This window comes from Jutongia sp. SJQ-6, from assembly GCF_054161275.1.
Window position 1 is genome coordinate 2,771,528 of record NZ_CP195314.1, and the last position, 14,448, is coordinate 2,785,975.

At 44.0% G+C, this 14,448-nt stretch carries 5 protein-coding genes; all 5 read left to right on the forward strand.

Annotated elements, in window-relative coordinates; all coding sequences use genetic code 11:
- The first annotated feature begins 148 nt into the window (after nucleotides 1-148).
- Nucleotides 149-6,763: an InlB B-repeat-containing protein gene (locus ACSAJE_RS12550; RefSeq protein WP_458009267.1), complete on the forward strand. Its 6,615-nt coding sequence runs from the start codon at nucleotides 149-151 to the stop codon at nucleotides 6,761-6,763.
- Nucleotides 6,764-7,062: 299 nt separating this feature from the next.
- On the forward strand, nucleotides 7,063-8,874 hold the full coding sequence (locus tag ACSAJE_RS12555) for a hypothetical protein (protein ID WP_458009268.1): 1,812 nt from the start codon (nucleotides 7,063-7,065) through the stop codon (nucleotides 8,872-8,874).
- 100 nt (nucleotides 8,875-8,974) lie between these two features.
- Nucleotides 8,975-10,477, forward strand: coding sequence for a serine/threonine protein kinase (locus ACSAJE_RS12560; protein ID WP_458009269.1), 1,503 nt, complete (start codon nucleotides 8,975-8,977; stop codon nucleotides 10,475-10,477).
- Nucleotides 10,478-10,515: 38 nt separating this feature from the next.
- Nucleotides 10,516-11,943, forward strand: coding sequence for a hypothetical protein (locus ACSAJE_RS12565; protein WP_022025429.1), 1,428 nt, complete (start codon nucleotides 10,516-10,518; stop codon nucleotides 11,941-11,943).
- Between the two features lie 277 nt (nucleotides 11,944-12,220).
- Nucleotides 12,221-14,368 carry a SulP family inorganic anion transporter gene (locus ACSAJE_RS12570; protein WP_458009270.1) on the forward strand — a complete coding sequence of 716 codons (2,148 nt, stop codon included), beginning with the start codon at nucleotides 12,221-12,223 and terminating at the stop codon, nucleotides 14,366-14,368.
- Nucleotides 14,369-14,448: the final 80 nt, after the last annotated feature.

Genomic DNA, 14,448 nt, shown 5'->3' on the forward strand with positions numbered 1-14,448 from the left:
AAGATGATATAATTTCTACATGGGGAAATCAACTTTCCAGCCGGTAAATGTGATAGGAATGCGGTGTGGCAGGTTGAAGAAAGTATAGTAATGTATGAGGTTTTGTTTTGCAACAGACAATGGAAACAATAGAAGAAGGAGGGAACCTATGAATTTACACAAGGTTATGAAGCGTGTGATCTGCTGTGTGCTGACGTTGGGAATGGTCTTTTCGTCAACATCCTTTGAGGGAATCACGATCAAGGCAGCATCAGTAGACTCACAGTCTGTGGTAAGGGAAGGAGAATACACGACAGGTGTTTTTTCAGGATGCTACGGTATTGATCAGTTGTTTGACTATATCATGAGTACCGGTAGACTGAATGCACTGCCATATGATGCATCGTGGGGCAGTGCTAATGATTCCGAGGGTCAGCAGCTGACAACGGAAATTATGAAGGAACGTTATTTTGTTCTCAAGTATTCCGGTGACGAGGATTATCCGATCGCACTGTGTTTGTACGACGAGAATGGTACACCGGTCGTTGTAGATCAATCGGATCGCCTGCTCGAGGGATCTCGTATCGGACTTGAGAAAAATGTCACACTGACGGCCACTGCTAAGAAGTATATGAAGGAAACGTATGCCGATGGTGTGGAAGGTGTTATGGCACTTTGCAAGGTCGGAAAAGCAGATTCTAACGGAATGTATTTTATAAGTAAAAATAAATTTGGTTATTACCTGAGCGGCAATCAGGGGCGTGGTATTGGAGAGAAGATTGCATGGGAATCGACTGCGAAGAAGGCAACCGTGAAAGAGCTTGCTGCAATGACGGATTATTCGTCACACCAGTTGACTGCCGGTGAGTTTGCAGTCATGTATCAGGCAAATGGTGAAGCGGTTACGGATATGCCGGAAGATCAGGTCAAACAGGGAGGACAGCCGTTGACGTTGTCTTCAAAAGTGCCGAAGAGAAGTGGATATACTTTTACCGGATGGAATACACGGGCAGACGGAAGCGGCACCACGTATGCAGCCGGCGGTACGTATACTTCCAATCGAACTGCGACCATGTATGCAACGTGGGATCGCCATTATGAGTCCGGTCTGTTTAAGGTAAAGTTAAGCAGCAATCAGTTTTTTGATAATGTAACGTCAGCAAATAAGATCAATGGTTATCCATATGATGCTTCTTGGGGAACGGCCAACGCCTCAAGGGGACATCAGTATTCGGAGAAGCAGGTAAAGGATCGTTATTTTATATTCCGTTATAGCGGAGATGACAGATATCCGTTTGCACTGTTTATGTATGAGAAAAATGATAAGCCGGTTGTTGCTGGCACGTCTAAGAATCTGCCGGACAAATCTTTAGTCGGTACAGCGGATAATGTATGCTCGACCGTTAAGGGCAAAAAATATATGAATAGAGTATATGAAGATGGTATTAAGGGCTTGCTGTGCATGGGTAAAGTTACGAAATATGATGAGAATGGAATCCAGTTTGTAAGCTCGAATGGATTTGGCTATTATATGTCTTGCAACAGAGGATATAAAAAGGGCGACTACATTGCTTGGGAGAAGCCGGTAACAAACGGTATTACGCCGGAGGTTATGGATGCGGTCGATACGTTTTCGGATAAAGCAATGGCAGATGGCGAGTATGCATTGAATTACAATGTGAACACTACGGATAAGGTGATCGAATCGCCGAATACGCAGTGTAAAGAGGATACTTATAATTCGGTGCTTACGGTGGAAGAGCCGAAGAGAACAGGATATGAGTTCATAGGTTGGAATACCAAGAAGGACGGTACCGGTGATATGTATGAGGCCGGTTCCCGTTATGAGGGTGAAAAGACCTTAACGATGTATGCTACTTGGGAAGAGAAAAAGAAGACCCCGCTTTCTGTGGAGGAAAATGGAGAACCTATATCAAAAATTTATAGACTTTCCAATCGGACGGCGATTGCCAAAGCAGTAAAAAATGCAGATGATGCGGATACCTTTTACAATGAGCTGAATCAGGCTACGATGGTACGTCATTTGGATATTAAGGGCGGTGCATCGGAAGATGATGTATTTACGGCGGTATCTTCAAAGGAAGATATCTTAGATTGTTCGGTAGAGGGGACGAAGCTTACGCTGATCGGCAAAAATGAAGGCTTTGCCTATGTGACGATCACGGATGAGACCACAGAACAGATTTACCGTCTGAGTGTTTATGTGACAACCTTAAAGGATGCGCTTTATATTATCAGACCTGTCACGGCTGACAGCTACAAGTCCTATTTGGCGGACAATGACAAAGCAAGCTATGCAGCAAAGGCAGAGGTTAAGAAGAATGTTAAATGGACACAGATGAATACTTCCAATCAAACGGTGAAACAGTTATCCAACGGAGATGCTGTGGTATGGAAGCTGGGAACAAGTTATCGTGATGTCGGAGTAACTTGTGGCGTGTGCAAGTCCGAAGTACCGTTAGAGGATTTGAAGAGTGGTGAGAGTGATGGCTCTTATCCGATCAATATATATCCGGTATCGTCCACTTACAAACAAAATGTGACGTTAAAAGGATATGGACATGATGATGAGGATATTGATATTACAGTTCGATCCTTTATCGTGGATCTGGATGGAAACGTGATCGCTTCCGCTAACAAAACAGAAGCGAAGAAATTGTCCAGGAGTTCAGAGACGATCACATTAGAGTATGAGGATGTGCAGGAACTGAAGGACGCCGATGTGTTAGTGGAGGTCACGGCAAAGGATGATGCCTATGCGGCACAACTTGTGCGTTATCCATTGTATCGAGACGGATATCAGGAAAATACCGGAACGTCCATATGGCTGCAGCCTTGCTATGGAACGAATGACTGCGTATTAACATCCAGAGATCAAAATTATGAGTTTGTTCGCGATCTTACGCTTTATAAAGGATATGATAAGAAAGTGATCGTATACTCTCAGGTTTCACAGAAACATACGGTTTCCATGTTTATTAATGACAAGGAGATCCCTAGCGTTTCTGAGAGCGTGGCATCCGTCGATGGTATGAAATATGAGTGGAAGCAAACAGAATTTGCGATCAACACCAAAAACGCAGCAGTAGGTAAGTTTACGCCGCAGTATCAGATCAAAGCAGCGAGTGGAGAGGTGCTTGCAGATCAGCCGGCAGACTATACCGTATGTAATATTTCAGAGATTGGTAAGCCGGCGAAGCCGACAGAGGTAAACTTCTGTGGAACGATCGAGACGCCGCAGATATCAGCCGGAGAGGTCATTAACCGTAAGTTATCCTTTAATATTCCGAAGGTATTGCCAATGAAGATCGCATACCAGGATACCGACAATCCGCTGAAGAAAACCTTTATGGTTGCCATTGGTACAGCGGGACTCGATGAGAATAATGTTGTATCGGTAGTGACAGAGACGATCAATGATCTGCGTGACAATAAAGTGTCCAAGACGCTGTCCGGATATGCATTTGGTACGGCAGACTATATTGATGGCAAATGGATCTTGACCTATACCGGTGGTGGTATTGCCGGAACATTGGGTTATGAATTTGGTTTTAATAACAATACGATGGTTGGCATCATCCCGATCTATTATGGAATCAAAGTGGGATGTACTGTTAGTGTCGATGCGCTGCTCAGTGGCCAGAATCCATATCATGATAAGTTCGTTGGCATGAATTTCCAGACGAATAATCTGACGGTTACCAGTGAATATAATTTTGTATCAGACATTCTCGTAGGCGTAGAGGGTTATGTATGTGCCAGTGGAGGAATTGGTTTTGATGGTAAGATTGTAAAGATCAAGTTTGGCCCGGTTGGACGGTTATCTATCGGATATGACAATCGTATCGTTACATTCAGTGATCTTAAGAAGACCAAAGCCTATTATGGTGGCTGTTTGAATTTTACCGGAAGCATCTCCTTAGATTTTGAGTACAAAGGATTATTTATTCGGTATCACAAGCAAATATGCGGAACCGGCTTCAGTAAGGTACGAACGTATCAGGATTGGGACAAATTCCCGGCAGGGCGACCGAATCCGTTGGACTTTGCAAATATGAGTAATGAGACTACCGGTAAGGTGGTACAGTATTCTTCGAAGAAGAAGGGCGCAGATTGGACACAGTATATCAATCCGGATGTGCCGCCGGTGCTTGCAGCCAATGGCAACAGTATGGGACTCACCTATTCGGATACGCTTGAGGATCTTGTAAGTATTAATCCTGCGGTTAGCACAAAAGAAAGCGGAGAATGGACGAAACCGGAAGTACTTACTTCATGGAGAACAGAAGGCAAATCGGAAACGGTTAATTCAGTAGATTATGCTTCTGATGGCAGCTTAAAGGTATTAGCCTTTGATTCTGCCGTGTATGATTCTGACATTGATTCGGATGGAAATGTTGACAACAAAGAATTAAACGCTGTGTTTAACTCCTCCGAGATCCATGTATATGTTAATGGAAAGCATACGACGCTTACTGCAAATAATGTGGCCGATATGGCACCGGAAGTAGCAGTAAACAACGGAAAAGCAATTGTAATATGGCAGAGTGACACCTATAATCTTGCGGATACGGATGCGGAAACACTTCAAAAAGATATGATGGGAGAAAAGAAGATCTGTTATAGTTACTATGATGGAACAGATTGGAGTACACCGGCTTATTTGGAACGTGGCGAGATTAAGGGAGCCCAGGCGTATGATGTAGCACTGTCTGATGATGGTACGGCGATGGTATTGGCAACCATGGGCAGCAGTGAAGAGGTGCAGGAGAGAGAGCTTTATTCATATATTGTGAAGGATGGAGCCCAGAAGAGTGTAAACCGAATCACCTGTAATGATGCGGGAGAGACGCAGCCACGTGTGAAATATGTAACGAACGACGGTGGAATGTTCTTAGCAGCATGGAAGCAGTCGGAATACAAAAAAGGTGAACTTACAGATTCGTATTTGGCATTACAGGGTTATCAAAAAGACGGCAGTGCTAATGCAGTTTCTATGAAAGACTCCGGAGAAGTTACGGAGAATTTTGATTTTGCCAAAGGTGGAGATACGATCAGTGACACTGCTGTGTATTGGCAGTCGGCAGGCGATGACTCTAAGATGCATACGTATGTGAAATACTTGAATGCAAAGACGGGTACGCTGTCGATGCAGTATGAGATTACCGGTACGGCGTCTGCTAATGAGATGTTGGTAGGAGGCAGTGTGGTAGTAGATGGTGACCGTTTTACAACAGTTTCATGTGCGCAGACAGCAACACAGTCTGAGATGACGAAAGATACCGATCTGACGCAGACAAAGGACGAGGAGCAGCCGGCAAGACTGATCACCGGTACGAAGACCATTCAGAATGAGTTATCAGAGGTATCGGCAGATACTTTTGGACAGAACGTGGAGCAGAATAGTACCATCAATGTGACACTGTCCTTTGCGAATGCCGGACGGAAGGCTATGGATTCTGTCACAGTGAAACAGTCAGGTACAACGGTTGCGGATGCGCTTCCAATTCATTTGGAGAGTGGAGAGCGTGGTCAGGTGAGCTTTAGTTACACACTTGGCAATACCTTGCAAAATGAGACTTTTGAGGTTGCAGCAGACAATGGAGCAACTGCGAAGGCACAGTTAACACTGCTTGGTACGGATATGGTACTTGGTAATCCGGAAGTGGTAGAGAATCTGCAAGGTGGAGAGCGTATTGTACAGGTCGTTATCAGCAATGCCGGCACAAAGGCGTTGACAGAGGATGATACGATCCGTGTTGCTTTGACATCGGTCGATAAGAAAGCAGTGACTGTGAAGCCGACAACTGCCGGTGCATCATTTGATGAGGATAAGAAGTTGATCGTTATTAGTGGTAAAGATGCTATGGAAGCGATCAACCGTGGTGAATATGTGTTACAGTTTAACTACACACCGAAATTTACCAGTGAAGCCAAGAATGTATCAATATCGTTGCAGGCAACAGCATACAATGGCAGTGCTGCAGCAGAGGAACTGAATCTGATCGATAATACGGCAGCCTTTAGTATTGTAAAACCTTCGAAGCAGTATGACAGACCATTGACGTTTACTTCAGTCATTGAAGATGGAAAGCTTAAAGCATTGGATGTATATAATCGTTACGAGAAGAAGGTTGCAAGAACCATTATCGTATCCAATGGTATCGAGACGAAGAAGATCGATGTCAAGTTGGGAGCAGAGGAGGGCAAGACGTATGATGTTGGAATGGATGCAACGCCTGATGTTTCCTATGAGATGGAAGGCGATGATCCGGTTGTCATTCCGACACCGGAGCCGGAAGATGATCCAAATGTGACCCCATCTCCTAGTGGCGAGCCGACACAGAATCCGGTTGCAACTGTTAAGCCGACGAAGAGACCGGTGCCAACACAGACTGTCAAACCAACACATACGCCGCTGGTGAGACCGACTATAAAACCAAGTGATAAGCCGAAAAAGGCGGCACCAAAGATTGTCGTTGGCAAAGCGAGATTCTTGTCGGTTAAGAACAAGGCTTCCAAGAAGTTAGTCATTTCCATGAAAGTAGTTGCCAGAGCGAATGGATACTGCGTGCAGTATAGCACGAACAAAAAGTTCAAAAAGGCTAAAACGAAACTGACGAAGAAGAGAAAACTGACGATCAAGAAGCTGAAGAAAAAGAAGACCTATTATATTCGTGTACGCGCTTACCGATTAGATGGAAAGGGAAAGAAGATATTTGGTCCATACAGTAAAACGAAGAAGATAAAGATCAAGAAATAAGAGAGTTATCTTGTTTGTCCTGTGTTCCGCACAGGAACAATGATCCTGTGCGGACAATACTTATAAACCTTCTTTCTAAAAAGCATAGTCAATTCGAGAGATCGAAAAGACTATGCTTTTTTGTTTTAATAGGAAATTGCTGTTGTGTAGTGTGATAAAAGCAAAGCGTTTTCTTTGATTTTTTGCTTCTTGTATCGGCTGGCGATTATCGGTATAATAAAAGGAGTTTAATCTGAACGGATGGAAATATCCTGTAGATTTTTATGGTAAATGAGTAGAATTATGGTAAGGGGAGCATTATGAAAATAAGACAAAGGCGAATTGCGTGTATTGTGGTACTGGCATTATTGTTTTCGATGCCAGGTTTTTCAAATAGCATGATCCAAAAAGCGGCGGCTGAGGAAAATGAGACAGTGTGTGGTACGCCAAATTATGAAGCGCCACAGCAGTTCCAGGGGAAAGACGATGACTTTCGTGTAGGGATCAGTTATGTGTCAGAGAATTGGGATGAGGTGATCTTTGCAGATTTTACAACTACAGATGTGATGCAGATCACAAAAGAGGGAGATTATACCATTTCTTACACGACAGCATTGGATGATGGAATGAAGATGATCTGGCTGGATACCAATCTGTATTCGGGAAGCAAGATGAAAGTAGACGTTACCGGTATGACGATCACATCTGCGGACGGTACACAGAAGAACGAGTATTCTTTTTCTAATGGAAAACTGTTGCACCCGGGAAGTTTATGGGGATATCGTGATTCGGATGAAGAAAAAAATTACGCAGCAACGATTCTAAATCCGTATTTGGCATATCATTATTATGTTGCTGATTATTGCAACAATTATCGAGAAGAGTATACGTCATATGGTTTTAATGAATGGGATATGATCGATCTGTTCAGCGAAAAGATACTGACGTTAGGCGCCGGCTCTGTCATCGAGGTGGCGTTTACGGTATCCGACGTTTCAAAGAATACCAATACGAATGGAAATGGAAATGCGGATGGGAACGCGAACGAGAAGCCAACGGCAACGCCGGCACCGTATATCGATCACGAGCTTTGGGCGCAGAAAGGCATACACGCCTATGTATCCTACCAGATGGATTCGACTTGGGATTATCGCAGTAGTTTTACCAAAGACACTTACCTATACAGTTATTCATATATTCGAGCAAATGGTAAGGAAGTGGATGCGGCAACGACAACCGTGAAAGATGTGTTTATTAACCGGGATGGTGAGTATACGGTTGGCATTAGTGGAATTAATTTAAGAGCGTCTCAAAAGTATAATATACTGCAGATCGCAACGGATCTGTCTGTGAAGACAGAGAAAAATGGGACAGGAATCTATTCCGGAGTTAACATTTCTAATGTCTCTCTGAAAGTAGATGGTGTGACGGTAGAACAAGGACTTACTCCGGTTTTATTGGAAAACGAGGACGCTGCCTGTTATGCATTGACATGTTGCTGGGAAACTTGCGGACCGTTATATGCGGCTGCCAGATATGGCGATATTGCGGTACCGATGGACAGCATAGAGATCACGTTTACGATCACCGGTCTCAAGGCGGCGCTCAATGATCTAAAAAACGGAACATATCGGGATCCGATGACGGGTAAAAAGGTAGCAAATGATACGATCACGCAAGAGGACATTGATGCTTCAACGGGGATCATTCCGATTGCAACGGTCAAACCAACGGTCAGACCAACCGTGAAACCACGTGCGACAGCGAAATCAAAACCAAAGAAAAATGCAGTATCCAAAAAGATGACGACATCCAGACAAAAGGCTGCCAATAATATGATACGTCCAAAGATCAAAGCAGGTGCAGGACGGGTCGGCGTGATCCGCTATATTTCGCTGCGATTGTGTAAATACAAGGGCACAAATGTTATAATTTATTACCGCATGAAAAAAAGAGGTTGGAAGAGACTGCCGTTAACATCCAGTTCGATCCGAAAAAATCGCCGTCGTTTTCGTATACGCTGCAGCAGTCGCAGACAAACATATTATTTTCGGGTGAAGACCTATCGAAAAGTGCGAGGAAAAAAAGTAAAAAGTGTGTATTCTAATGTTGCGAAAGTGTCGATACGATGAAGAATGAAAAAAACGGAAAAAAATTAATGTATATTAAGTTTGTGATATACTATTCTTAAATGTGTAAGCATAAGTAATGAACAACAAGGATGGACTGCGTATGACGACAGAACGAATGACATACTGCATGGGGTGCATGGAAGCCTTTCCCAAGGGAAAAGACAAAAGATCAACTTGTCCATTGTGTGGGTTTTCTCTGGAAAGTTATGATAGAGCACCACGTTGCCTTCGTCTGGGGAGTATATTAAAAGAACGATATTTGATAGGCAGAGTTCTCGGTGAGGGGAGCTTTGGCATTACATATATTGGCAGGGATATGCTTCTCGACCAGATTGTAGCGATTAAAGAATATTTTCCGATCAATCATGTGAGCAGAGATATGTTGGAAGAGGAAAGTGATACGGGAAACACGGTATATGTGTATGCCGGGGACGAGGACGAAAGTTACAAGAATGGTCTGGAAAAATTTTATAATGAGGCAAAGATCTTAGCAAAGTTTCACGGCATCGCCGGCGTGGTTTCTGTTATTAATTTCTTTTATGCGAATGGAACAGCTTATTTGGTTATGGAATATGTAGACGGGATCACGCTAAAAGAATATATCAAAGAGCACGGTCCGATTGCCGGAGAGCGTGTACTCCAAATGATACATCCGGTGATCAAAGCATTATCTGCGATCCATAAGACAGGGATCATTCATAGAGATATCAGCCCGGATAATATATTAGTCAATCAAAAGGAAGAGTTAGTCTTAATTGATTTTGGGTCAGCCAGAGCAGAACGTCAGACTATGACACAGAGCATGACGGTGTTATTTAAGCGCGGATATACGCCGGAGGAGCAGTATCGCGGCAGAGGTAATTGGGGAGCTTGGTCTGACGTGTATTCTTTGTGTGCGACAATGTATTTTATGTTGACGGGGATCGTGCCAAACGAGTCGATTGAGCGAATGATCCATGATGACATCAAGCTGTTGCGGGATATGCCACATATTCGGTTGTCTGCGACAGAAGAGGATGCGATCATGCGAGGCATGGCGGTCAAAGCAAATCGCAGATTTCAAAGCATGGAATCATTAGAAGCGGCACTGTATGAATCGAGAGGCTGGGTGCAGCGAGTGGTATTGTATTTTCAGCACAAGAGCAAACGCGTACTGTTGGCAGGGGGCGCAGTGGTGTTGGCAGGAGTGTTAGCTGTCTGTGCGCTTTTGACAACGGGCGGCAAATTGTCAGCCATTGGATCACCTGTGGCGTCAGGCAGACCAGGCATGACAGAATCAAAGACTGCTTCCGGACAGGCGATTAGTACCGATCATGCGGATGAGACGAATGCGAAAGCTTCCGCAGGGGCACAGAAGAACAATCCCGCAACATCGACAGTGGGGGATCCGCAGCAGACAGCGGATGCAAAGCAGACAGTGACACCAAAGAAAACGGCAAAGCCAAAGCGCACCACGAAACCAAAAAAGTCAGCGAAACCGAAGCGGACTGTTAAGCCAAAAAGCACTGCTAGATCCAAGGAAACAGTATCTCCACAGAGAACTGTAACAGCGACGAAGAAACCTTCCAAATCTAAGAAAAAGTTTGTTGGTGTCATTCCTTAATGAATAAAGACAGTAAGAAGAAATGGAGAACGTACGGCATGAATACAACAAGACGCGATGAATCAAAAAAGAAATTTTATGCGGAAGTAAAAGATATCCTGAAGAAAAAGCACCGGGAGAGTAGCTGGTATATGATGGAACTCATGGGTGTGGAGGGGAAAGAAGAAGCAGACCGTAAAAAGGCATTCCGCATTATGATGAATAAGCTGACCGAACCATATCCGGCTTCCAGACCAACAATGCGCCGGTGGTTTGGGATCAATGGCATGGCTACGCCAAATCGAGCTCAGGCATACATGATCAGCTTTTGTTTGGGATTTAGTGTGCAGCGGTTGAATCATTTTCTGCAGGAAGGAATTGGTCAGCCGGCGGCACAGTATAATGATTACAGAGAAGTTATCTTTTTATATTGTTTGGATCATCATTATTCTTATGAACAGGCACTTAAGATGATCGATGGCTATGAGAAATCGTTCCAAACGCAGACGCAATTAATACATACGCATAGTACGAATCAGCTCATGCAGGAGTTTGCCTATCATAAAAACAGCAGCAAAGAGGCATTCATGAAGTGGATGCGGGAAAACAGCCAATTTTTCAAGGGATATAGTCTGACAACTCTAGACTATCTGAATACTTACAAATATATGATAATAGACGTGATCAGAGAGGATGCAAAACGCAGCCTGGATAATCTGATCCGCGAGACAGATTTTGCAACATGGATCAGGATGAAATGTTCTGCGGAATCTGAAAAGGAGTATCAGTTGATCGAGAAATATATCGCCGGAGCCAGACGCAAGAAAAAAGATGTAAATAATGATGTATTGGAAATGCTTCACGAATTGAATCATATGGTCAATTCTAAGAAGGCATATAATTCTACGATCATTGAACTGTTTTCAAATGAGGTAAAGCAATCACCCCTGCCGGAATTAACGTCCAAACATTTGTCGGATATGCTAAATACTCCTTTACAGAAAGAGCGGGAAATACGCACCAATATTGCACTGAATGTACTTTCCGATATGGAGTCAAAGGAGGCTTGCCCGGAATGGATCGGTCGATTTATTGCAGATTACACGAAGGATAGTTATTATGCGGAGACGGTCTTGGAGGCTAAGGTCTGGGTCGAGAAATTCAGCAAAGAACATCATCGAAGATGCCAGCTCATTCAGCGCGAGGATTTTCTGCCGATGATACTGTATGTTGCGCAAAAGCAATATCAAAGTTCGATCGAGCAAAAAGAGAGCAGATATGAGCAGGGAGAAGCTCTAGATGTTTTTCGTGACATGGTCAACAGCACATTTGCAGCATGTGGTATGCGTAAATGGAATCCAATGTATGAGTTGGATGCATTGCTGGCAGCCTGCTATCAGGAAGATGAGATGTTTTATTTTGGCGAATTATGTGATGCGGTAAATAAGGCGCAGGAACAGGTTTTGACGGCAGGTCATGCGATGTAGTAAATCCGTAGAAATAGGTTTTGACGGCAGGTCATGCGATGTAGTAAATCTGTAGAAATAGGTTTTGACGGCAGGTCATGCGATGTAGCAAATCCGTAGAAATAGGTTTTGACGGAAGATTATGTGATGTAGTAAATCCGTAGAAATAGATTTTGCCTGCAGATCGTCGAAAAATGTGGTAAAATGATAGACAAGTGAGCATGTCAGACAACGGATACCTTTTGCTGCGGCCTTGATGCGGTTGCCGGCAAAGACGTCTGAGATGGGAGGATTGTTTATGCGTTTATTTACTACATTACATAATTATAAAAAGAATTATTTGGCAAAGGATTTGATCGCGGGCGTTGTAATGGCGGCAGTGTCTATTCCAATCGCCATGGGATATGCGGAAGTATCGGGCCTTCCGGCCGTTTATGGGCTGTATGGTTCGGTACTTCCGATTCTTTTATTTGCCTGCTTTTCGACATCGCCACAGTTTATCTTTGGCGTGGATGCCGCACCGGCAGCAATTGTTGGCGCCAGTGTGAGCTCCCTTGGAATTGTATTTGGATCTGCGGAAGCGATCGATTATATTTCCATGATCGCCTTATGTACCGGATTGTGGTTGCTGCTGTTTTATGTATTGAAAGCCGGAAAGATGGTAGATTTTATATCGACACCGGTTATGGGTGGTTTTGTCAGCGGTATTGCCGTGACGATCATTTTGATGCAGATACCAAAGGTACTTGGTGATTCCTCCGGAACAGGGGAGCTTCCGGAACTATTGCACCATTTATGGAAAACTATGCATCACGTGAATGGGATGTCAGTAGTATTGGGGTGCGTTTCTTTGCTGATCATTGTAATAAGCCGTAAAATAGCGCCGAAGTTTCCGATGGTCGTTGTTGTGATGGTGGCGGGTGTGCTTTTGACGAAATATGCTTCCTTAGAGCAATATGGCGTGCGTATGCTTGCAGATGTAAAAAATGGTCTCCCGTCATTTCGTCTGCCGGATCCGGGCGGAGTAAACATGACGCAGGCCGTCGGAAGAGGACTTATCGTGGCAGTGGTGGTGATGGCAGAAACACTGCTTTCTGAAAATAACTTTGCTTTTCAAAATGGCTATAAGATCAAAGATAATCGTGAAATCTTGGCATGTGCTGTCGGAAATTTTGGTGCAGCCGTTGTTGGATGCTGTCCGGTCAACGGGAGCATTTCACGTACTTCCATGAATGACCAGTATGGCGGCAAAACGCAGTTGGTTTCGATCACAGCGAGTTTGACAATGGTGTGTGTGTTGCTGTTTGGTACCGGATTTATAGGGTATTTGCCGGTACCGGTGCTTACCGCTATCGTGATATCAGCCTTGATGAAAGTGGTGGAATTTGATCTGGCGGTGAGATTATTCCGCGTGAGTCGGATTGAATTTTATATTTATATGGCAGCTTTCTTTGGTGTACTGATGCTTGGAACAATTTACGGCGTTATCATTGGTATTATCTTATCTTTTGTAGAAGTCATTCTGCGTGAAACTGATCCTCCACGCTGCTTTTTGGGGATTATTCCGGGTCGGGATGGATTTTATGACCGCACCAAAAATCGTTTTGCGTATCCGATCGATCATGTTGTTATGTATCAGTTCAGTGAGAGTTTATTTTTTGCAAATATCAAAATTTTTGTGGATGATATTGAGCAAAGTATTACGGATGACACAAAGGTGGTCATTGTCGATGCCGGAGCTGTCACAAATATTGATATTACAGCGGCGGATCGGTTGGAACAGCTTGCAGACAGTTTGCAGGGCAGAGGCATTGCATTTTATATGACAGAGCATCACGAGGGGATCAACGCTAAGTTGCGAAAGCTTGGTAAAGGGCAGATGGTCCAAAAAGGATATGTGCGCAGAACAATTACGGCTGCTTTACATGATGCAGGTATTAGGGAGCCTTATCCGGTAACTTCAATGCCGGAGCAGAAACGACAGTTTATTATGAATATTCCGGCAGAAGCAGAAAATACTTTGGAAGAATTTGCGTGGGCATTTGGAGAAGATACGGTTAATGAGATTGAGCGGCGTGTGCATATTGTGTTGGAACATATCCATCAGATGCCGGATCTCGAGCAGTTGGCTGAGCAGGGAATTGAGGAGTTGATGGAAACATGGCATACGCTTGGTGCGATCGATGAGGATGAATTCCTGCGTCGTATGGAACTTCATATGGACGAATTACCGGAGCATATGACAGAAGAACATAATCGCAGAGTTGTGCTGGAATTGATCGAAAAACGTCGTCGTCATATTGCCAGACAGCTGCAACAGGATAATCCTGAGATTTTAGAGAAATTGAAGGCTAGCCGTGTGAAGTTGGAGAAGCGTCTGGAAAAACAACAGCCGGAGGCCGCAAAACGGCTGCGCCGGCTGGAAGAAAAACTGCATCATAAATAAAACAATGGTTTAGAGACGGAACTGCGATCTAATCCCCGAAATGCAATTAGAGATGCAAATAATATCTAATATACGAAAGG